Here is a 20,302-nt window from a genome sequence, read left to right on the forward strand (position 1 = left end):
CAATCCCGGAGTCGCCCCCTCCCCCCTGCAACACAACCCTGTTGCCACGAGCGTTACGGGGATCACAGTCACAAGGTAATGAAGATGTAAACAGCTTGATAACTTTGTGCGTATGAATTACAACAGGGGCCATATCCAACAGGTCTGACCTCTGGATCAGTGACGCCACGTTGGCAATCTTTCACGCAAGGAGCAAGCAATGACGACGACCCTCACTCTGCTCGGGGTGATCCTGGTTATCGGAGCCCTGGCCTACCGCCGGACATCCCTGTTCATCTCCACCCTGGTCACCGGCGCGGCGCTGGTGCTTGGTGCTATCTATGGTCATGTGCCCTTGCTGGTCTGGGCGCTGTTTGCGGTGATCGCCATCCCGCTCAACCTGGTGGAATTTCGCCGCACCCAGATAACCAAGCCGCTGTTCAAACTCTACAAATCGATCATGCCGGAGATGTCCCGCACCGAGAAAGAGGCGATTGAAGCGGGTACTACCTGGTGGGAAGCCGATCTGTTCGCGGGCAACCCGAACTGGAAAAAACTGCACGCCATTCCGGTCAGTACCCTCTCTGCCGAAGAGCAGGCCTTCCTCGACGGCCCGGTGGAAACCGTCTGCCGCATGGTCAGCGACTGGGAAGTGACCCACGAGCGTGCGGATCTCTCCCCCGAGGTGTGGCAATACCTGAAGGACAACAAGTTCTTCGCCATGATCATCAAGAAGAAATATGGCGGCCTCGAATTCTCGGCCTACGCCCAGTCCTGCGTCCTGCAAAAGCTGTGCGGCGCCAGCGCCGTGCTCGCCTCCACCGTCGGCGTGCCCAACTCGCTGGGCCCGGGCGAACTGCTGCAGCACTATGGCACTGACGAGCAGAAGGATTACTACCTGCCCCGTCTGGCGGTGGGCAAAGAGATCCCCTGCTTCGCCCTGACCAGCCCGGAAGCGGGTTCTGACGCCGGCTCCATCCCCGACTTTGGCATCGTCTGCAAGGGCGAGTGGGAAGGCAAAGAGGTGCTCGGTATGCGCCTCACCTGGAACAAGCGCTACATCACCCTTGCCCCCATCGCCACCGTCCTGGGTCTCGCCTTCAAACTGCGTGACCCCGAGCACCTGCTGGGTGACGAGGAAGAGCTCGGCATCACCTGCGCGTTGATCCCTACTCACATCAAGGGGGTCGGCATCGGCCGTCGCCACTTCCCGCTCAACGTGCCGTTCCAGAACGGTCCGACTCAGGGCAAGGATGTGTTCGTCCCGCTCGACTTCATCATCGGTGGCCCGGCCATGGCCGGTCAGGGCTGGCGCATGCTGGTCGAGTGTCTGTCGGTCGGTCGCGGCATCACCCTGCCCTCCAACAGCACCGGCGGCGTCAAGATGCTGGCCCTGGCGAGCGGCGCCTACAGCCGCATCCGTCGCCAGTTCAAGCTGCCCATCGGCAAGATGGAAGGGATTGAAGAGCCGCTGGCCCGCATCGGCGGCAACGCCTACATCATGGGCGCCGCAGCCAACCTGACCGTGACCGGCATCGACCTTGGCGAGAAACCCTCGGTCATCTCCGCCATCGTCAAATACCACCTCACCGACCGCGCCCAGAAGTGCATCATCGATGCCATGGACATCCACGGCGGCAAGGCCATCTGCATGGGCCCCAACAACTATCTGGCTCGCGGCTATCAGGGAGCCCCCATCGCCGTGACGGTGGAAGGGGCCAATATCCTGACTCGCAGCATGATCATCTACGGTCAGGGCGCCATCCGCTGCCATCCGTACGTGTTGCCGGAGATGCTGGCGGCCAGCCACCCGGATCAGGAGCAGGCCCTCAAGGACTTCGACAAGGCGGTATTCAGCCACGTCGGTTTTGCCATCAGCAACATGGTACGCAGCTTCTGGCTGGGTGTGACCGGCGCCCGTTTTGCCGCGGCACCTTATGGCGACCAGACCAAAGGCTACTACCAGAAGCTCTCCCGCCTCTCTGCCAACCTGGCCTTCCTGTCAGACATGGCGATGGGAACCCTGGGTGGTGAGCTCAAGCGCAAGGAGCGGGTCTCCGCCCGCCTTGGCGATGTGCTGAGCCAGCTCTATCTGGCCTCCAGCGCCCTCAAGCGCTATCAGGACGAGGGACGCCAGCAGGCCGACCTGCCGCTGCTGCACTGGGCACTGCAAGATGCCCTGTTCAAGGCACAAGAGGCGATCGACGAGCTGCTGCGCAACTTCCCGAACCGCTGGATTGGCCTTGCCCTGCGCGCCGTGGTGTTGCCGCTGGGTCGCGACATGAAGCGTCCGAGCGACAAGCTGGACAACCAGGTTGCCCGCCTGCTGCAAACTCCGAGCGAGACCCGCAGCCGCCTGGCCAAGGGTCAGTACCTGACCCGCGAAGAAGGCAACCCCTTCGGTCTGCTGGAGCAGGCGCTCGATGACGTGCTGGCTGCCGAGCCGCTGTTTGACAAGGTGTGCAAGGCTGACGGCGTCAAGCGCCCCTTCCTGGCACTGGACAAGGTGGCCGACATCGGCCTGGCCGCTGGCGTGCTGAGCCAGAGCGAAGCGGAGCTGCTGCGCCGCGCCGAAGTAAGTCGCCTGCGCACCATCAACGTCGATGACTTTGACCCCATCGATCTGGTAGCCAACAAGAAGCTGTTTGAAGCCTCGGCTTACCATCGCGCCGCCTGATATCAAGGCAATCTGACAACGCCTCCCTTGTGGAGGCGTTTTTTATTTCATGACTGCAACAGCTTGCCCAGCTCCCCCGACCTGCGCCCTTCCCCGTGTCCTCGCCCACAAAACAGTGCACAATAGCCGGCAAACCGAATCACAAAGGAAGCCAGGATGACCCTTGAGCACCTGATCCAGTGGCGCCGTGACCTGCACCGCCTGCCGGAAGCGGCCTGGAAAGAGTTTCGTACCACCAGCCTGATTGCCCACCATCTGAATGAACTTGGCTATCACATCGTGCTTGGCGACAAGCTGCTGGCCAGCAATCTGATGATGGGGCGCGATGTCGATGTGGCCGCCGAGAAAGCCCGCGCCCGCCGTCAGGGAGCCCACCCCGACTGGCTGGAGCGCATTGGCGACGTGACCGGGCTGATGGGAGAGCTGGATACCGGCCGCCCCGGCCCTACCCTGGCCTTTCGCTTCGATATCGACGCAGTGGAGGTGGAGGAGTCTGCCGCCGAGCAGCACCTGCCGCAGCAGGAGGGCTTTGCCTCCCACAACAAAGGGTGGATGCACGCCTGCGCCCACGATGGCCATACCGCCATCGGTCTGGGGCTGGCCAGCCGCCTGATGGCGATGAAAGAGGAGCTGTGCGGGCGCATCAAGCTCTTCTTCCAACCCGCTGAAGAGGGGTGCCGCGGTGGCAAGGCGCTGGCCGCAGGCGGTGCCCTCGATGACGTGGATGCCCTGCTCTCGCTCCATATCGGCATTCACGCCGGCAGCGGCGAGCTGGTGATCAACCCCACCGAGTTCCTCTGCTCAACCAAGTTCGACGTCCACTTCATGGGCACCGCCGCCCATGCCGGGCTCGAGCCCAATGCCGGCAGCAATGCGCTGGCTGCCGCCTGCATGGCTACCACCGCGATGCTCGGCATTCCGCGCCACCGCGACGGCATGACCCGCATCAACATCGGCCAACTCCACGCCGGCAGCGGGCGCAACGTCATTCCCGACCATGCCGAACTGCACGGTGAAACCCGCGGCGCCGACAGCGCCCTCAACGACTACATGTTCAGCCAGGTGCAACGCATCGTCGAAGGCACCGCCCTTGCCCACGGCGTCACCTACCGCATCATCAAGCAGGGTGAGGCCATCGCGCTCGATAACAGCCCGGCGCTGCAGGCCGAGCTGGCGGCGCTGGCTCGCAAGCAGGGGCTCGCCACCATCCAGACTCGCCGCTTTGGCGCCAGCGAAGATGCCGGTTTTCTGATGGAGCGGGTGCAAAAGCAGGGGGGCGAAGCGGCTTACCTGATCCTTGGCGCCGATCTGGCTGCGCCGCACCACCACAACTCCTTCGATTTCGACGAGCGGGTGATGCAGAGCGGGGTCGATCTGCTGGCGGCGTGGGCCCATGCCAGACTGGGGAATTGCGCTCATATCAAGGGATAAACCCGGTGGCTATCAGCTCGGAAACCTGAGCAAACAGGATCAAAAAAGGCGCCCATCGGCGCCTTTTTATTTGCTAACCGCTTGCCGCGGCGCAATGTCACTCAGCCGGTTGGCCATCACCGCGCTTGCGGTTGGTATTGGGACGACCGCCGGTCACAGCATCGGCACGCCCCTCCTCCTTGGCCTTCTCGGCGCGCTTTTTGCGCATCTCGCGCGGATCGGCGATGAGCGGGCGATAGATCTCGATGCGATCGCCATCCTGCAGCAGATCGCTCCCTTTTACCGGACGGCTATAGATGCCGAACTTGTTGACCGACAAGTCGATCTCGGGGTGCTTCTGCACGATGCCGGACTGCTCGATAGCGGCCTGTACGCAAGTCTCGGGAGATACCCGCAGCGCAATCACCGTCTGGCGCTGCGGCAGGGCATAGACCACTTCGATATTGAGCTGATCAGGCACCGTACACCACCTTGGCACGGTTTGAGAAGGCGGAGACCATGGAGCTCACCAGATCGCGGAACACCTGGCCAAAGGCCACTTCGATGAGCTTGGAGGTAAATTCGAAATCGAGGTCAAACTCCACCTTGCAGGCATCCACGTCGAGGGGAGTAAAGGTTCACCAGCCAGCCAGCTTGCTGAAGGGGCCGTCCACCAGCTCCATCCTGATCTGGCGGTTTACATCCAGCTGGTTGCGGGTAGTAAAGGTTTTGGCGATGCCCGCCTTGGCCACATCGACCGACGCCATCATGTAATCGTCACCCGCCTCATGAACACGGCTGCCGACACAGCCGGGCAAAAACTGCGGATAGGCATTCACATCGTTGACCAACTTGAACATCTGTTCGGCACTGAACATCACCAGGGCACTGCGAGTAATACGGGGCATGGCTTTTCCTCATCCAATCGCCGCGATTTTATCACCATGTTGGCGCTTTTGGAGGTAAAACCTCGGCCAAACTGCTCAGAAAGCGGTCACTTGACCCGTCGCGCGTTTTACAGCCGCCCCCGCCTACGTATAATACGAGCCTCCTAGTCATTGCCGGAAATCGCCCGTCATGAGCAAAAAAAACAGTAAAAACAAAGCCGGGTCCAGCACCATTGCACTCAACAGAACCGCGCGCCACGAATACTTCATCGAAGAAAAGATCGAAGCGGGTCTGTCCCTGCAAGGGTGGGAAGTCAAATCCCTGCGGGCGGGCAAGGCCAACATCAGCGAAGCCTATGTCATCTTCCGCGATGGCGAAGCCTACCTGTTCGGCTCCAGCTTCCTGCCACTGCAAGCGGCCTCCAGCCATGTGGTGTGTGACCCGACCCGTACCCGCAAACTGCTGCTGAGCCGTCGTGAACTCGACAAACTCGAAAGCCTGATTGCCCGTCAGGGCTATACCGTCGTCCCCCTCGCCCTCTACTGGAAACAGTGCTGGGTCAAGGTCGAGATCGGTCTGGTGAAGGGCAAGAAAGAGCACGACAAGCGCGAAGATACCAAGGCCCGCGAGTGGGATCGGGAAAAAGCCCGCATCATGAAGAACAAGTACCGCGGCTAACCCTCTGATGTCCGGACGATTCCAGTCCGGACACCTCACTTCCGGTTCCCCACCCCCGGCCACTGCGCACAATAAATCGGCAAACAGACCACCAGCTGGCGGGAATAGCCATCAACGCCTTGCCATACCAGCATTTTTGCGTACAATCGCTCTTAACAACTTGGGGCTGATTCTGGATTCGACAAGATTCACGAAACCCAAGGTGCATGCCGAGGTGCGGTAGGCCTCGTTAATAAACCGCAAAAAAATAGTCGCAAACGACGAAAACTACGCACTCGCAGCTTAATAACCTGCGCTGAGCCCTTCTACCCTAGCTTGCCTGTGTCCTAGGGAATCGGAAGGTCATCCTTCACAGGATCGTGTGGAAGTCCTGCTCGGGGCGGAAGCATTAAAACCAATCGAGCTAGTCAATTCGTGGCGTGTCTCTCCGCAGCGGGTTGGCGAATGTAAAGAGTGACTAAGCATGTAGTGCCAAGGATGTAGTAATTTTGGACGGGGGTTCAAATCCCCCCAGCTCCACCAATTTAACTAGGACACAGACAGGACAAAATGAGTTAAAACAGCCACTTAGCCAAATAACGGCGACAGCGACTGGCCCAAAACGGGAACTAAAATGATCCACTGGTGATCCAAGAGCAAGAAAGCCTGCAGAAATGCAGGCTTTTTTCTTTTCCACTCCGCAACTACTCCTGCCACCAAGAAACAGGCCATAGAAAAGCCCGCTCAATGGCGGGCTTCTGCTCAATGCCGAACATCACTGAACGGCTACTTCATCGCGTAGTTTTTCAAGAATGCGCGCGATCTCCTCACCCTCCTCCGGCGCCAGGTCAAGCGTCTCTAAGTAGTCCTCAAGTTCAGCTAGTGAATCCATCCGATCAGGTCCTCGCTTATCAACTCCCAGTCTCTCGACTGTGAAACACTGTATGCTTATACAGTAACGAAGCGAGTTTACAACTTTCCTTCTCCAGATGGGAGCACTATCTTTTATCACCTCCGCTATCTTGTTATTTCCTAACGAAAAATCCCGTCCTATATGACTTATCATAACCCGCTCACACTCCATCGTTACTGGTGATCCGCGGCGACTCTTGGCGCGTCATACTCATTTTTTTGACTACAATCTACATGACCTACATGTGCCATTACTGAGCAATTGCGCAATAGGTGTCTCAAATTTGGGACAACAATAAAAACATGATCTAGAGCACGGTTAGAACATACAAACGAGGAACACGTATGAAGCTGTATCTGACCAGTTCTAGCCTTGCCTATGTCCATCGCACCAAGACAAAGGTGCGCAAGCTGATGGCCGAGCGAAAGCTCAGCCAGACCAAGATCAGTAAACTGACTGACATCCCACGCTCAAGCATCTCGAGATGGCTATCACCGCACCATGATGACTTTATGGGGCTGGCTGAGGCTGTGATGATTTCGAGTGTGATGGGGATATCTGTTCAGGCCATCCTGGCTGATCCAGATTGGAGCGTGTCAGATGACGAGCACATGGGGCTGATCAACCGGGCCGCTATGCTGCCGAAGCCGCACCTTGCCTCAATGCTGAACTGCTATGCGGAGATTCTTGGGGTGAGAGTCGGGTAACAAAAATGGGGCCGAAGCCCCATCAGTATTAAGCCTACTGCTCCGGCATCATTCGCATGATGCGATCGGTGGCATCCTGCCGCGTCTCAGGGGATAAATCCTCTGTTTCCAGCAATCTCAGCAGATAGGTGAGTTCAGCTTTCAGTTGTGCGGCGCTCATGCTGCCCCCTTGATCACTTTGTCCTGAGTGAACAAACCATCCCAGTCCTTCTTCATTGGGAGCTCGCCTTTCAGGTAGAGCTGGTAGATCCTCACCGCCCCCTTCTGCAGCAGCACCGGGGTGAACACGATGAATGACTCGAAACCATGCCGCTTCTGCTCGTGCTGCTCCTCTGTGAGGTATCTGTCACGAGCGTAAGACGCCGCTCGCCAGCGCTTGCCTGAACGGCTTTCGTTATACAGCCAGCTGCGATCCTCAAAGAATGTGCAAACCTGCTGGGAGTTGACGCCGTTGAGCATCTTGCAGAACTGCGGGATGGTCATCCCTTGGCGGAACAGGCTTTCCAGTGAGTGGATCTGCTCCTGCTGCTGCTTGTTCTCGATGGCCAGCACCTGCCCGAGTTCATATTGCTCAGCCCAAGCGCGAGCTGCTGCGGCTGGGTTGCTGAAATCAGGAAGGTTAGCGGCTGGTGTTGATACCGCCTCTTCAAGCTCTTGCCAGCGATCCACAATACGAGCGGTGAACTCTGGGCAAAGCTGGGCTACCACGATCAGTGAATCACGCTTGCCTTGCTTGCCGGTGAACACGTAGACGGAAAACGACTGGGTGATGCCTAACCCATTGATTCTTCCACAATCCTGCATTGCAGGAAGCTGAATTACGCCCTTTTTGGCGAGCCTTTCAATGGCCACTTTCACATTGTCATGGCGGCTGCCAACCAGATCAGTGATCTCTTGGCTGGTCATGGTGACAGCGCCAACATTCTGCGGCCCTGTCAAAACTTTGGTTTGCTGATACTGTTGTTGTATAGTCATACCGTAGTCCTTAACGTGGTTGTTTTGGTTTACATCCTCGGCCTTGGCGGTGGCAGCCGCTTTGGCCGAATTCTTTTTGGCATCAGGCCAGCTTCCCTTCATTTTTCAGCACCTCCTTCAAGCGCTGTACAATCTCCGAGTTCATAGAGCGGCCATTCTCTTTTGCCAACTCCTTGATCTGCTCCCGAAATCCTGGCGGCAGTCGCACCATAAACTTGTCCCAATCACGCATGGCTCTCCCCCGCCTTGTCCTGCTCCATGGTGCGTACCAGTCGCGCCATCAGTTCGGCATTCACCGAGCGGAAGTTTTTCTCCGCCTGCTCTTTCAGGTAAGTCAGCATCTCTTCCGGAATGCGGAACTTGGTTTGCTTTACATCTCTGGTCAGTTTCACTAAATGCTCCCTTGTTTCCTATGTTTGTTTTTCATCAAAACATACATTGACACCGAGTTTTACATTGATAATGGCCATGTGCCATCAACATCAGGTTATGCCCAGCAGCAAAGGCTGTCAATAATTTTTGATGGCCATGTGCCACCATTGATTGATGGCACTGTGCCTGTATGCTTGATCCAATCAAAATCAGGTAGATAGCAAGATGAACAAAAGAACAACCCCGACAAGCAGAGACTCAGATAAGTTTGTTTTGAGGATGCCTGATGGTATGAGGGATACCATCTCCGAGCTGGCCAAGGCGAGCGGAAGATCCATGAACGCCGAGATCGTCTATCGACTACAAAAGACTTTCGACGAGGAGGCAGCGCCAACCGATAGCGTGCCGCGCCAATACCAGCGAAAGCAAAAATACGAGCTCCGGTCAGACATGCCAGATGAAGTTATGCAGGAGCTGATGGCCCGCATCCAGGAGGTGTGGGACAAATACAAGGCTGCCCAAGACAAATAAGCGGCCCTTGCCAGATGGCATCATCCAGCCCTTACTCTTCCTGTGTGGCACACCTCTCTGTTTTTATGCTCCAAATGAGGCATGGTATGGGCCTTACTGGCTGCCACACTGCGCCGAAGTTGAACAAATGCTTTGTCGATGAGATTAGCTAGGTGTTGGATTTGGTAACAAGCGAAATGATAAATAAAGGAAGCGATAAATGATGGAAATTAGAAAAGAACATCTTCTTTTGGTTATTACTTTGTCGGCTGTTATTGCCTTGCTTTCCTTTTCATATAAACACCTGAAAGGTTATTCATCATCTAGTGAATGCATTATTGGCAGCATGAATAACGTTTCAAGTGATAGGGCCGCTTCATTCATTAAACAGGCATGCTTTGACATGTTTGGTGGTGAAATAAAAGTTCCATCAAAAAAACTATCAATAGACAAAGTAAACCTCTTAGACGGCAAGGCTTACCTTGGTGATACTTACCCTTACACATTCAATGTTACAGCTTACAATGGCAATGATGACACAACTATAAGCGGCATATATATAACCATTGAATATGCCGATAAAGATGGAAATAAAACCATCAAACGCTATTACAAAAAAGTGGAGATAACTCCGCTTTCAATATCAAAAGCATACTTTGACATTGAAAAGCCAGCCGGTGACTACACATGGGCAATTAGTGGTGCTGATGGTTATTTAACTGCAAAATAAATATATCAACAGCTACCATATCGAGCTGATAAAAATAACGGCAAATCCAACCAGGACAAAGAAAAAACTGAATGCCATAAAGTCATTCAGATCGCTCCTGCTGGATTTGCTAAAACACCAACACCCGACCGCGAATGGGATCAGCGCCAGCGTAAAGCTGAAACTGAACGCCTTGAGCGCCACCACCATCATTATCAACGCAAACAGTATCCACATGGTCAGGGTCCTCACTGGTTAAGTGCCCCAGCTTAACCCCTTTGCAGAGGCTCAGCCAGGGCCGCTATTCCACTTACTCCCAGTTAACCCTGTTCTTGTTCACTGCCTGATACACCAGGTCATTACGGCGTGCCAATAGCTCGTCAATGCGCCGGCGCTTCTCCTCTGCATTCATGGTGCGGTCACGCTGGATCAGCTCAATCTTGTTGCGTACCACCCTTACCTGCTGCTGGGTGCGGCTCAGGCTGCGGCGAGACTTCAAGATGCCACCCTGCTCATCCAATAACTCGTTGGCCTTATCGGTAAGCCCCTCGCTACGGTACTGGTCAATAGTGCGCTTGAGCTGGTTCACCTCATTCAGCATCTGGTAGAACTGCTCCATGTGCTGCGTTGACTTCGCTGGCCCGGTGCCACGGTACACCGACTTGACTAGCGGGATCTCGTCAGCGCGCCAGCTGGCCGACTCTCCCGGGCTTGCTGCGCGGATCAGGCCATCTGCAGTGGCCATGACATAGCCGCCAATCGTGCCGGTATAGCCAATCACCAAATGCTCAAGCTGCTTGGGCGAGAATCCGGAAACCTCGCCAAGTTTGCGCATCAGCAGGCTGGTCTGCTCGTTGTAGCGGGCTTCGGCCTGCACCGCCAGATCCTGCGGCGAGTCGATGGGGCCGCCGCGGAAGGTATCGTAGTTGAACGCAGCTTCAACCATTGGCTTGACGATCTGGGGGGTCGGGTTGAGCGCGAAGGTGTCTCCGATCGCTCTGGCCACAGCCTTGCCGAACTGGGCGCCGGTGTCCTTGTCGCCCATGGCACGCACCATACGCTCAGGGATGGTGCCGAACATCACCCCGATCTCAAACGGCTTGGGAATGCGCCAGTGCTGATCACCGACAAAGAAGTGCCAGTTGGCATCCTTGTCCCAATCTGGCAGCTCCTCATAACGCTCGTCATCCCAGTTGGCAGCCAGCAATCCCAGCGACATGGCGGTGATCATGCCTGCCCGCTTGGCAATCTCGCGCGGGTTATCTCTCAGCTCCCTGGTCAACTTACCAAGGCCCTGGATGCGGGCGTTGAAGAACGGCAGCACCATTGATGCAGCCTGTATTGCTCTTGCCCCGCCCATCATCGAGAAGTCCATCAGATCCTTCGACTCAAACGCCGCTTGCGCATGGCTCTTGCCGGCCTTGATGGCTGCATCGTATACCGCCTCGCGGTTGGCGTTCTCAAGCGCCTCGCCATAGCGGCTGTACTTCTCCCACGCATCGGCCACCACTCCTTTGGCGTGTGCCACGTTGCGGATGATGCTCTTTTCGTAGCGGGCAATCTGCTCAGGTGTCATGCCCTTGCGGCGCAGAGACTTGCGCACGGTGTCAGCCATGGCCCCCGGGTCGTTGCCGTTGACATAGCCGCCAAGGAAGCTGGCGCCACTGAACATCACATCAATAGTGCTGCCATCCATTGCCAGCGTCTTTTTCACCCCCTTGATGGAGTCGATCACCGGGGTGAATCCGTCCTTGCTGATCGCCCAGCTGGATAGTGAGTCGCGCAGGAAGTTGCGAAGCATAAACTCAGGCGAGGCGGTCACCCCGGCAGTAAGAATGCGCTTAGCGCTTGCTGCCATATTCACCATGGTGCCGAACGGCTGGCGATCGAAGAAGGTCATGGCCCGGTAAAGGTCTGGATCCTCCACCTTGATCATGTAGTCCTCACCTTCTATCTTGACGGTGATCAGGTTCTTCCCGTTCTTGAGAGCACGCCAGTCCATCATATTCGGCTTGGCTACCGCCTCAATGATGCCGGTGTCAGCCAGGTTCCAGACGGTCTTTTGTGCCGCCATGTTCTTCATGGATGCGTCGATAAGCTTGGATGTTGAGGTGAAGATGTTCTCGAGCAGGTCAGCGGTATTGGCCTCCCCTCCCTTGAGCTTCTTGATGCCGGCGTTCTGGTTGGCGATCCCCTTCGGCTTGAATGGCGCCAGTACATCGCCATCCTCAGATTCCCGGAAGAACGGGATGTACCACTCGCTTTCAAACTCAGAGCGTGCCTCCTTGGTGAATAGGCCTGCCTCCTGCGCCAGATCCAGCGTGGCAGCGTTGAGCCGGTTCCAGCGAGCCTTTGCCTCGTTGAATTTGGCCTCTTTGCCCTTGCCGAGACCTTTCAGTGCTTCGATGTCATGCTCGCTCAACAGGTTCTCACGCCCCTGCTTCATCAGCATCTCGGCCCGGTGGCCAGCCATCCAGCCCAGCCAGTTGTGCAGATCGGCGCCGAGATCGGAGAAGATGCCCAGCAGTGCGTCCTTCTCACCGGTACCAGCCTTGCGCTGGATTACCCCATCCTTCCACTCTGGCAGGCCATAGAGCATGGTCGCCTGCATGGTGGAGGCCGCCCCGGTTGCCATCCGCGCCGCAACGTATCCGGAGTCGGCCGCATCGGTGATGCCGGCCGCGTCCTCTGCGTACTTGATGGGGGCCAGCGCATCGAGCACTTCGGTGTTGGCTTTCTTGATAAAGCGGTCTACCCATGACTCAACCACACCGCGATCCACCTTGCGCAGCTTGTCCAGATTGGCCTTGGTCTTGTCGATGATGTCAGGCTTGGCGCCGAGATTTAGCTTTTCCATGGCCGCATCGGCAGCAGCCGTATTGGTCTGGCTCATTTTGACGCCGGATTTCTTGGCTGACTGCTCTGCCTCCTGGCTGAACTTCTTGCCGCCATCCGGGCCACCATCATCAGGCGAGCCGCGCTTCATCTTCTTGCCAAGCGCCTCAATCAGGTTCCGGGTCTCTGCTGCCGTGATGCCATCAGGCGCAAAGCCAACCATGCGCAGCGCCTTGGTCACCCAGGCCGCCACAGTATCCCAGCCACGGCGCCATGCGCTTGGCTCAAGCTCAGCAAGATGGGCGATCACCTCCTCGGCCTGCACCCCGATATCCTCGTCGGCATAGTGGGTGTCAACCCACTCCCACACCGCCTTCATGCTCGGGTCTTGCTTGGACTTGATGAGGCGGCTGATCAGCTTGGTGTACTCGCCATCGCCCAACACATTGGCCAGACCGTAGTGGGCCAGCACCTCATGGCGCAGGATCTCGCGCATCCTCTTGGGATTGGAGATGGTATCGGCTGCCACATGCAAGGTGCCGGTGTCGTCATCGAAGGCAGCGCGGCGGATCAGACCATCTTTGGCAGCCAGCCCCAGTGCTTTCTCCAGCTCGGCCTGGGTGGCGTGGATCTGCACATCAATGCCGCTGGCGCCCCGGTACTGCTTGAACCACTCCTTGGTGACCAGCTCCGCCTCTTTGCGGGTCAGGTGTTTGGCCGGCTTGTCGCCTTGAGCCATGGCTTGCTTGGAGAACGCGATAGCGCGGTCAGGCATCCTCGTTGACACATACTGCTGTGGATTGGTCTGTTCTGGCTCATTGGCTGGCGCAGCATCGGTAACCGGCTTGGTGGTGTCCCCATCCTTCACCCAGCGCTTGAGCTCCTCCATCGGCATGGCCTTGATAGCGCTCAACCCCTTCCACCCCTTCTCATAGTTGGCAAGGTAGCCATCCCTGGCAGCCTGCTCGTCGGCAAAGCCCATCATCACCTTGTGCTCGTCAAACTTGCCGGTCTTTGGGTCTGCCTGATCCACTACATAGACCATTTCGCTATCCGGCTGGTCTCCGATGAACACATCGACATGATCCCCGTCCGCACCGGTAGTGCGTTTGATGTAGCCGTAGTCGTGGGCCATGGTGGATTGCCAAGCCTTGCCATCCTTGTCAGTGCCGGAACGGGTAGAGCCCTTGGGGTTCTCGAGCGCGATATCCAGCCCATGCAGCGTGAGGTGTCCCTTCTTGTAGTTGCCAGCCTCCTTCTGCGCCTCGGTCGGATCAGGAGCCACCTCGGCGCGGGCGGCCTCGATCTGCTGAACAGGTTCACTGGCAGCAGGTGCCACATACTCGCGCACCTTGGCCGCCGATGACTTGGCCACCAACAGGCCACCCTTGCCCTGGATCGCCTTCACGCCGCTCTCCTTGGCCCACTGCTTGAGCAGCGGCACATCGCCTTTCAGGGTGATGGTGCCATCCGGGTTATCAATGGCTTCCTCCCACGGCGTAGGAGCGGCAGCAGGATCATTTGCTACAGGATTAGGTTGCGACACCTCAGAAACAGCAGCCCCGGCGTCAGGGGCCGGGGCTGTTAGTGTTTGGTCATTTTGCTGCTGTCCATCAGGTACAGGTGGAGCAGGAGTGTTGTCTGCCGGATCTCGGGATCCAGCTCGGTAGGTGAGTCCGGCAATGGCTGGTCCAGCGCCTGCTGCAGCCGGTTCGCCTGCGCCAGGCTGATCGCCTTGTCCTTCACTGCTGATTGCAGGTACTTGGGTAACTGGCTCATTGCTCACCTCTGCTTGGGGTTGGTTGACGGGGATCACCTCGCGGTATCCGGTATCGATAGCCGGTGCTAGTTGGCTGGCCTCGCCAGCCGTGGCAGGCGGCGCCTGAACTGTTTCAGCGCTTACGCTTGCAGCTGGCTGATCAGATGGTCGATTCGGGTCTGTGACACCGATGTTGTTGAGTTGCGGATCGCTTGGCTGCGTGGTTGCGGCAGCCTTCACCTGCTCAACCTCGGCGCTCTCGGCCACCCCAAAGCCACCACCATTGAGCGGAACCGGCATCTCCTTGCCCTTGCGGCTGGCCATGGCGGCCTCTTTCTCGCTGGCAAAAGGCTTGCCTTTGCGGGTTATGCGGAGTGTCTGGAGCGGGCCAACTACTGCATCCAGCGCAGATGGCGCGGCGTTCTTCTCCTGTGGTTGTGCTTGAGCTGCATCGTCAGCAACAGGCTCTACGGCTGTATCTGTGGCTGCTGTCGGTTGACCCACCGCATTTTCTGCAGCAACTGACTGCTGTCCAGAAATGGCTGGGGCTGCAATATCCTCGCCCAGCTGAGACATGGCCTGCGAGAGGAGATCATCAACTGTTGGCGCAGGCGTTCCGGCAAGCGCCTCCTGCACCGGGCTGTTCTCTGCCATGCCCTTGAAGCGATCAGCGGTACCATCGCGGCGCAGATAGGCCGGCACATCACGCAGCTCGTCAAACTTGCTGGCGCCGGGGCCGAGCGGTGATTTATCTGTCTCCTGCACGACTGGTTCTGCCATGGCATCAACGGCGGATGCCAAATCCTGCTCTACCGGTGCCGCGGCAGGGTTGGCTTGCACCTGTTCACTCTGCTCAACAGGCGCAACCTCCTCAGCGGTGGCTGGCTCTACCTGTGAGCCACTCTCCCCTTCAACCTTCGCCTTGCCGCCATGCAATCCGCCACCGGCGCCGACGGCACCACCGGTACCCATGCCGATCAAGCCACCTTCAAGAGCGCTGGATACAACCCCTTTCATCGGGTCGATATTGGCCGCGGCCACGTCGTTGAGAGATTCGTTCACAGCATATTGCTGCACACCCTCCTCAATGGTTTCTCCGATCCCCTCTCCTGCAGCCCCTTTGGCTGCGCTTTTCAGCACTCCGCCAGCTGCAGCCTTTCCTGCCAGCATCTTGAACAGCATGGCATCGCCCATCATGGACCCCATTGCTGCTGCGCCCCATGTCTTGGCATCGCTCATGGTGGCACGACTGGCAATGTTGGCAGTCTCTTCCCTGGCCTTGGCCAGCTTTTCCTCATCAGAAAGGTGCTGAGTTTGCTGATCCTGGTCGATGCGGGTGAACGCCTGGCGGAAGGTGTCGCTCTGCGCCAACTCATCAAAGCTCATGCCAAGCACTGAGTCTCTGGTGTTCACCCCGGCACTACCAACAGACCCGGTAGCACCTGCAGTTGCTGCTGCTCCGGTGGCCAGCTTGGATACCGTCTTGGCCGCAACCGCCTCGGCCACCTCTTGGGTAGCACCTCGCTTGATCATCGAGGCGGTGACAGCGCGCCCAATGCTAGCCTTGGCTGCAACGCCGGTAACACCGCCAGCTAGCAGCGTTGGAACCAGCGACCCAACACCTTGCGCCATCTTCATGGCCCACACATCGATGTCACCTGCACCATCACCGATGGTCAGGCGGCCTTCCGGCGTCTCATCGACCAAGCGCCGACCAAGCGCCTCCTTGGCATCAGCACTCATCCCGTCGTTCAGAGACTTTGAGCCAGATGTGGCAAGATCACCTGCTCCGGCCACTACATCAAGCACAGGGCTCAACTTGTTGGCCATGTTGGCGCGAGCCTGCTCCAGGTAGTCGCCTCCATCTCTGGCAACATCTTCGGCATTGCGGCCACCACGCTCCTTGCCGAACTGGCTGGCTTGTCTTGCCAGCTCGCCAATGCCACCAACCAGATCAAGCGCTCCAGCCCCTACCCCGCGCGCCACATCACCAAGGCCGACATCCAAATTTCTCTTTGCTGTTGGCTGCTGGATCTGTGGTTGAGCAGAGGTGGCAGCAGACAGGCTGCTATCGAGATTGCTCCAGAACGGGTCTGTGCGGGTGTCGGATAGTTTCGGTTGTGGCAAGGCGTCGCGCAGTCCAGGCTTGTCCATGGTGTCCTCGGCTTTTTGTGCAAAAGAAAAGCCCCGATCGGCGAACCAATCAGGGCTTGATATGGGGAGTGCTGGCCAATAAGCAGACTGGCCGACTATGGAGAGATGCTAACGCTGGGTTGGTAAAGATTCAACCAAGCCTTTCCTTCTTTATCTTTAAACTAACGCATGTTGCGGTTAAGATTGGTAAAAGCGCATCAAATAAGAACAAAGAGGTATACATGGCAGTGTTTGCAGTATTGGCATCAGGCGATCCTGCAATGCTTGAGAGTTTCATTGCAAAAAAACTGGCGCCAATTGATTACCACCGGGTTGATGACCGCACTTGGTTTGTTAACAACGCCAACGTAGTCACCCCAAAAGAGATGTCGGATTTCTTGGATGTTAGCACCGGTGGTGCTGGCAGAGTTCTTATTCTTTATGTGACAACCTACTATGGCTATCACTCAAAAGACGCCTGGGATTGGTTGGCTGGTAAGGGGGTGTAATCTTGAACACATCGCCGAGACATACAGCGCTTGATAGCGATCTTGGTGTGCTGCCAAGACAGGAAGGCACCCCAAGTCGAGGTGGTGACAACGCCCAACTACAATGGGTGATTGAGTCAATCACTCAACTAAAGGCTAGCCATGAGGCCATTGGTCGTCAGCTAAAAGCTGATCACGAATCCCTGACGGTAGAAGTCAGAACTGGCAAAGAATCTTTAGCTACTTCCATTGAGCATAAGCTTGAGCTGCTGAAAACGACTACGGCACAAAAGAACGACACAATTGACGCCAAGATCAGTGCAATGGATGAGCGATTAATCGAAAAGCATCGAGCAATCGAAGAGCGCATTATTCAGAATCACTCCTTGTTAATGGCGAAGATTGAAAATGCAGAGTTAAAGGTAGGAAAAGCTCATTCTGACGCCAGATTTGACACAATGAAATGGGTGATTGGCCTGGCGGTGGCGTTCCCATCCGTTGCTTGGATGGTTGTGCAGTTGTTCAATAATTTTTCAAAAACCTAGTAGCGCTAGGTCGTATTTAAAGCTCCCATGTATGGGAGCTTTTTTTAATTTCACTTCATTGCCTGCGCCAGGCTAATTGCCTGATAGGCGTTGGTCTCTGCATCACGTAGCCGACCTGCCGTTACCGTTGCCTGCTCTGCCTGCTTCTGCTTGGTCGCCTGCTGGCGCCACAGCTCGAACGCCGTGTTCATCCGAGTAGGATTATCCATCAGGCCACCAAGCTTTCCGTGCTGGTTTGCCTCTTTGATGAACTGCAAGCGATCCGGATCGCCGCCGGCCCACTCCTTGAGTGGGGCAGCCTGCTTAGGTTCGTCTGTTTTCCCTGTCATGCCGTATGTTTCAGCCAATGCAGCCTTACTCTGCTCAAGCTGGGTGTCTAGCGCATCAAGCTGCAGATCCTTGTCCTCTGCGTTGCTGGAGGAGATCCTGGCTCGGTTCTGGCCATGCTGCTTCTCAAGATCAGTAACCGCCTTCTTGTAGCCTGCCTGATCCGGCCCTGCTGTCAGGCCAAGGGAGGTGCGCAGCTGGTCAGCGTTGCCGATCATGTGCTGCGCCAGAGCTGCTCGCTGGTAGGCCGGTTTCAAGAAGTCATTGATGGGGATCACCTTGGGGTGGTCGTCAGGTGCAGAGGTCCGGTTGTCGGTTACCGGACGGACTGCCTTGCTGCCGTCGTCGTAAGTCACCTCTACCCCAAGCACCACACCGCGCCCATCAGGGGTGATCATGATGTTGCTCAGTTGCTTGCCAGTTATGGTCTTGCCGCTGTCAGGGTCGATGTCGCCAACCCCCTTGTTTACCTCGTCCTGATAGAGGGTGCCAGCTGCCTTGATGAACTGCGGGTTATTCACGGCCGCATGCCCTTCTGGCGTGGTCGGGTCGAGCTTGCCTTCCTGAGCCTGGCGCATCAGGTTGCCAGCGTAGGTGACAAAGGTCTTGCCGGCGTCTGCATAATCCTGCTGCAGGTAGCGCTCCGGGTTGAATGACCCTGCTCGAGGATCCCGCACCACATTCCAGAACTGCTGCCCAGGGTCTTTTCCCTCTGACACGGATTGCCAACCAGACTGAATGATCGGCATGTTTTCCTTCTGGAACTCCTGATTTTTGCGATCCTGCACCTGCCAGTCATACTCCTGCTTGCGGCGCCCTTCCTCAGCCATTGAAATCCCTAGTTGAGCGTTCCGATAATCACGCAGACCTTTGGCCTCCTGCTCTCGCAACGAAAACTCACGCTCATAGTTATCATCGGCACGTTTATCACGTCCGCTCCTGTAATCAAGCTCGCTCTGGTAGCGATCATCCGCAACCTTCTGCCGCTCCTGCTCGTTCTGCCACATTGCGTCACGCAGGCTCATTGCCTTATCGGCGCGCTCGTCCTCTTTCTGGCCGCGCTGATAGCGGTCCATGGTGTTGAAGCCGGCCAGAAAGCCTTCCGCCAATCCTGATACACCCATACTCACCTCACCTTAAAACAAGCTGCTTGCCAGAAATCCAACGCCGGCACCGATAAGAGCACCTACAGGGCCGCCAACCGAACCATAAGATGCGCCAATCATGGCGCCAGTGGCAGCCCCTGCGCCAGCTGCAGACATCTTCGCCTGCTTCTCCTGGGTCTTGAGCTGCTTATTGCCAAGCTCGAGTTCTTGCTCTCGATTGGCCGCATCGCGCAACCCTGCCATACCCTGCTGGCGCGTCTGGGCGCCAATATCAAGCAGTCCGTACCCCATCACATACCCCCACCTGTTTTGATTGCTTCACGCAGCCCAGCATCAGCACCGGTCAAGATCCCCATCTGGCGAGCCTGTTCCTGCTCACGCAAGCCGTTCTCGGTGCCGGCAGTCATCAATGCCATGCGCAAACCCTGACTGTTGTCTCCCGGGTTCTGCTGAGCATCCACCCCCATGCGGGCATTGCGGTTTGCCGTGGCCTGCTGGGCAGAGCGCAGCGCATTGGCGTTGTTCTCATCCACCCGGCCAAGCTGGTCACGCAGCAACTGGCCGTTGGTAGCCAGCTCCATCAGCTCCTTCTGCTTGGGGTAGAATCGAGTTTTCCAGTCCTGGTACTGGTCTCTGGTGATCTTTGCGTAAGTGTCGGCGGCGTATCCCATGACTCCCCCTTAGTAGCCTTTGCCCTGCAGCACCGATGCTGTAGGGCTGATCTTCTTGGTTGCTGCTGGCGCAGGAGATTTAAATTCGTTGAGGCCGTATGCAGTTCCTGCTCCAGCCACAGCACCAACCAACCCTGCTGTAGCCTGCTTGTCGGCAAATGAGTTCTGCGCGTCAAAGGCCGCTTTGCGCAAGCTGGTGCTGGCCACGTCACCCATGCCGGCCAGCGCCTCGGCCTTCTGGCCAGCTCCAATGCTCACCACATCCTTGAGTCCAGCCACATACTTGTCTTGCTGGCTTGACTGGGCGCGGTTGGTGGTGTCGGTCTGGCTCAGTGCCTGATCTGTCTCCAAGTCAGACATGGCGGTTTGATACTTGCCGCTGGTAGGGTCAATGCCGCCAGCCGCCATGGAGTCGGCCAAGCTCGAACGCGCCTCGCCAAATGATTGAGCAGTACCAAGTGCCGCGGTGCCGGCAAGCTTGTCGTACTCCTTGCCACTATTGAGGTCATCCACCTTGTTCATGAAGATGTCCTCATACTGCTTCAAGTCGGAGTTGTAGAGGTTCCACTGCTCCATAGCCACATCAGCAGCTGCTCGCTGGGCCTCCGTCTCTTGGATCTCATTGCAGCCCGCCACCCTTA

The 20,302-nt window shown here is 57.0% G+C and carries 19 protein-coding genes, 1 other RNA gene and 1 pseudogene; 9 read left to right on the forward strand and 12 right to left on the reverse strand.

Annotation, left to right across the window (positions count from 1 at the left end; translation table 11 throughout):
- Nucleotides 1-199: 199 nt before the first annotated feature.
- Nucleotides 200-2,656, forward strand: coding sequence for an acyl-CoA dehydrogenase FadE (gene fadE / locus WE862_RS18245; protein ID WP_042031395.1), 2,457 nt, complete (start codon nucleotides 200-202; stop codon nucleotides 2,654-2,656).
- Nucleotides 2,657-2,812: 156 nt separating this feature from the next.
- On the forward strand, nucleotides 2,813-4,087 hold the full coding sequence (locus WE862_RS18250) for an amidohydrolase (protein ID WP_042031397.1): 1,275 nt from the start codon (nucleotides 2,813-2,815) through the stop codon (nucleotides 4,085-4,087).
- Between the two features lie 97 nt (nucleotides 4,088-4,184).
- Here WE862_RS18250 and WE862_RS18255 read toward each other — a convergent pair whose 3' ends face one another.
- Both WE862_RS18255 and WE862_RS18260 read right to left on the reverse strand, forming a co-directional pair.
- The gene (locus tag WE862_RS18255) at nucleotides 4,185-4,547 is read right to left on the reverse strand and encodes an RnfH family protein (protein WP_005344097.1); all 363 of its coding nucleotides are present in this window, start codon (nucleotides 4,545-4,547) and stop codon (nucleotides 4,185-4,187) included.
- A pseudogene (locus WE862_RS18260) lies at nucleotides 4,540-4,974 on the reverse strand (SRPBCC family protein). Before WE862_RS18260 ends, WE862_RS18255 begins: the two are co-directional and overlap by 8 nt.
- A 169-nt stretch (nucleotides 4,975-5,143) precedes the next feature.
- Here WE862_RS18260 and smpB point away from each other — a divergent pair.
- From smpB to WE862_RS18275, 3 genes are all read left to right on the forward strand, one after another.
- Entirely contained in the window at nucleotides 5,144-5,632 is a 489-nt protein-coding gene (gene smpB / locus WE862_RS18265) for an SsrA-binding protein SmpB (RefSeq protein ID WP_005344095.1), read from the forward strand.
- A 162-nt stretch (nucleotides 5,633-5,794) separates the two neighbouring features.
- Nucleotides 5,795-6,154: a transfer-messenger RNA gene (gene ssrA, locus WE862_RS18270) on the forward strand.
- Between the two features lie 714 nt (nucleotides 6,155-6,868).
- Entirely contained in the window at nucleotides 6,869-7,231 is a 363-nt protein-coding gene (locus WE862_RS18275) for a helix-turn-helix domain-containing protein (protein WP_042031398.1), read from the forward strand.
- A gap of 34 nt (nucleotides 7,232-7,265) precedes the next feature.
- Here WE862_RS18275 and WE862_RS18280 read toward each other — a convergent pair whose 3' ends face one another.
- Genes WE862_RS18280 through WE862_RS18295 form a run of 4 tightly spaced genes read right to left on the reverse strand, consistent with a single transcriptional unit; the run spans nucleotide 7,266 to nucleotide 8,598 of the window.
- Nucleotides 7,266-7,391: a hypothetical protein gene (locus tag WE862_RS18280; RefSeq protein WP_263975057.1), complete on the reverse strand. Its 126-nt coding sequence runs from the start codon at nucleotides 7,389-7,391 to the stop codon at nucleotides 7,266-7,268.
- The gene (locus tag WE862_RS18285) at nucleotides 7,388-8,308 is read right to left on the reverse strand and encodes a Rha family transcriptional regulator (RefSeq protein ID WP_198493485.1); all 921 of its coding nucleotides are present in this window, start codon (nucleotides 8,306-8,308) and stop codon (nucleotides 7,388-7,390) included. The genes WE862_RS18280 and WE862_RS18285 overlap by 4 nt, the downstream gene beginning before the upstream one ends.
- Complete coding sequence (locus WE862_RS18290; RefSeq protein ID WP_082035461.1) at nucleotides 8,289-8,438, reverse strand: Arc family DNA-binding protein; 150 nt, start codon at nucleotides 8,436-8,438, stop codon at nucleotides 8,289-8,291. Before WE862_RS18290 ends, WE862_RS18285 begins: the two co-directional genes overlap by 20 nt.
- Nucleotides 8,431-8,598: an Arc family DNA-binding protein gene (locus WE862_RS18295; RefSeq protein ID WP_082035462.1), complete on the reverse strand. Its 168-nt coding sequence runs from the start codon at nucleotides 8,596-8,598 to the stop codon at nucleotides 8,431-8,433. The genes WE862_RS18290 and WE862_RS18295 overlap by 8 nt, the downstream gene beginning before the upstream one ends.
- A gap of 205 nt (nucleotides 8,599-8,803) precedes the next feature.
- Between WE862_RS18295 and WE862_RS18300 the strand changes: the two genes are divergently transcribed.
- Both WE862_RS18300 and WE862_RS18305 read left to right on the forward strand, forming a co-directional pair.
- Nucleotides 8,804-9,109, forward strand: coding sequence for an Arc family DNA-binding protein (locus WE862_RS18300; RefSeq protein ID WP_042031399.1), 306 nt, complete (start codon nucleotides 8,804-8,806; stop codon nucleotides 9,107-9,109).
- 199 nt (nucleotides 9,110-9,308) lie between these two features.
- The gene (locus tag WE862_RS18305) at nucleotides 9,309-9,818 is read left to right on the forward strand and encodes a hypothetical protein (protein WP_042031401.1); all 510 of its coding nucleotides are present in this window, start codon (nucleotides 9,309-9,311) and stop codon (nucleotides 9,816-9,818) included.
- A 12-nt stretch (nucleotides 9,819-9,830) separates the two neighbouring features.
- On the opposite strand, the gene WE862_RS18310 is transcribed toward WE862_RS18305, so the two are convergent.
- Nucleotides 9,831-10,034, reverse strand: a complete 204-nt coding sequence (locus tag WE862_RS18310) for a hypothetical protein (protein WP_042031403.1) — start codon at nucleotides 10,032-10,034, stop codon at nucleotides 9,831-9,833.
- Between the two features lie 73 nt (nucleotides 10,035-10,107).
- The gene (locus WE862_RS18315) at nucleotides 10,108-16,545 is read right to left on the reverse strand and encodes an LPD38 domain-containing protein (RefSeq protein WP_042031404.1); all 6,438 of its coding nucleotides are present in this window, start codon (nucleotides 16,543-16,545) and stop codon (nucleotides 10,108-10,110) included.
- A 17-nt stretch (nucleotides 16,546-16,562) separates the two neighbouring features.
- Here WE862_RS18315 and WE862_RS18320 point away from each other — a divergent pair, with 17 nt between their 5' ends.
- The gene (locus WE862_RS18320; RefSeq protein WP_156128725.1) at nucleotides 16,563-17,033 is read left to right on the forward strand and encodes a hypothetical protein; all 471 of its coding nucleotides are present in this window, start codon (nucleotides 16,563-16,565) and stop codon (nucleotides 17,031-17,033) included.
- 2 nt (nucleotides 17,034-17,035) lie between these two features.
- A complete protein-coding gene (locus tag WE862_RS18325; protein WP_042031408.1) occupies nucleotides 17,036-17,557 on the forward strand; it encodes a hypothetical protein in 522 nt (173 codons plus the stop codon).
- 50 nt (nucleotides 17,558-17,607) lie between these two features.
- On the opposite strand, the gene WE862_RS18330 is transcribed toward WE862_RS18325, so the two are convergent.
- Genes WE862_RS18330 through WE862_RS18345 form a run of 4 tightly spaced genes read right to left on the reverse strand, consistent with a single transcriptional unit; the run spans nucleotide 17,608 to nucleotide 20,237 of the window.
- Nucleotides 17,608-19,008, reverse strand: a complete 1,401-nt coding sequence (locus WE862_RS18330; RefSeq protein WP_042031410.1) for a hypothetical protein — start codon at nucleotides 19,006-19,008, stop codon at nucleotides 17,608-17,610.
- Nucleotides 19,009-19,020: 12 nt separating this feature from the next.
- Nucleotides 19,021-19,281, reverse strand: a complete 261-nt coding sequence (locus tag WE862_RS18335; RefSeq protein ID WP_042031411.1) for a bacteriocin — start codon at nucleotides 19,279-19,281, stop codon at nucleotides 19,021-19,023.
- Complete coding sequence (locus WE862_RS18340) at nucleotides 19,281-19,661, reverse strand: hypothetical protein (RefSeq protein ID WP_042031412.1); 381 nt, start codon at nucleotides 19,659-19,661, stop codon at nucleotides 19,281-19,283. Before WE862_RS18340 ends, WE862_RS18335 begins: the two co-directional genes overlap by 1 nt.
- Nucleotides 19,662-19,670: 9 nt before the next feature.
- Nucleotides 19,671-20,237, reverse strand: a complete 567-nt coding sequence (locus WE862_RS18345) for a hypothetical protein (RefSeq protein WP_225628364.1) — start codon at nucleotides 20,235-20,237, stop codon at nucleotides 19,671-19,673.
- Nucleotides 20,238-20,302 lie beyond the last annotated feature (65 nt).

This window comes from Aeromonas jandaei, assembly GCF_037890695.1.
In the GTDB taxonomy this organism is placed as follows: Bacteria; Pseudomonadota; Gammaproteobacteria; order Enterobacterales; family Aeromonadaceae; genus Aeromonas; species Aeromonas jandaei.

Bases quoted from the DNA above. Each gene is read 5' to 3' on its own strand.
- WE862_RS18280 (WP_263975057.1), bottom strand. From the start codon at position 7,391: ATGAGCGCCGCACAACTGAAAGCTGAACTCACCTATCTGCTGAGATTG.
- WE862_RS18285 (WP_198493485.1), bottom strand. From the start codon at position 8,308: ATGAAGGGAAGCTGGCCTGATGCCAAAAAGAATTCGGCCAAAGCGGCT.
- WE862_RS18275 (WP_042031398.1), top strand. From the start codon at position 6,869: ATGAAGCTGTATCTGACCAGTTCTAGCCTTGCCTATGTCCATCGCACC.
- smpB (WP_005344095.1), top strand. From the start codon at position 5,144: ATGAGCAAAAAAAACAGTAAAAACAAAGCCGGGTCCAGCACCATTGCA.
- WE862_RS18315 (WP_042031404.1), bottom strand. From the start codon at position 16,545: ATGGACAAGCCTGGACTGCGCGACGCCTTGCCACAACCGAAACTATCC.
- WE862_RS18305 (WP_042031401.1), top strand. From the start codon at position 9,309: ATGATGGAAATTAGAAAAGAACATCTTCTTTTGGTTATTACTTTGTCG.
- WE862_RS18340 (WP_042031412.1), bottom strand. From the start codon at position 19,661: ATGGGATACGCCGCCGACACTTACGCAAAGATCACCAGAGACCAGTAC.
- WE862_RS18345 (WP_225628364.1), bottom strand. From the start codon at position 20,237: ATGGAGCAGTGGAACCTCTACAACTCCGACTTGAAGCAGTATGAGGAC.
- WE862_RS18300 (WP_042031399.1), top strand. From the start codon at position 8,804: ATGAACAAAAGAACAACCCCGACAAGCAGAGACTCAGATAAGTTTGTT.
- WE862_RS18290 (WP_082035461.1), bottom strand. From the start codon at position 8,438: ATGCGTGATTGGGACAAGTTTATGGTGCGACTGCCGCCAGGATTTCGG.
- WE862_RS18250 (WP_042031397.1), top strand. From the start codon at position 2,813: ATGACCCTTGAGCACCTGATCCAGTGGCGCCGTGACCTGCACCGCCTG.
- WE862_RS18330 (WP_042031410.1), bottom strand. From the start codon at position 19,008: ATGGGTGTATCAGGATTGGCGGAAGGCTTTCTGGCCGGCTTCAACACC.
- fadE (WP_042031395.1), top strand. From the start codon at position 200: ATGACGACGACCCTCACTCTGCTCGGGGTGATCCTGGTTATCGGAGCC.
- WE862_RS18310 (WP_042031403.1), bottom strand. From the start codon at position 10,034: ATGTGGATACTGTTTGCGTTGATAATGATGGTGGTGGCGCTCAAGGCG.
- WE862_RS18335 (WP_042031411.1), bottom strand. From the start codon at position 19,281: ATGGGGTACGGACTGCTTGATATTGGCGCCCAGACGCGCCAGCAGGGT.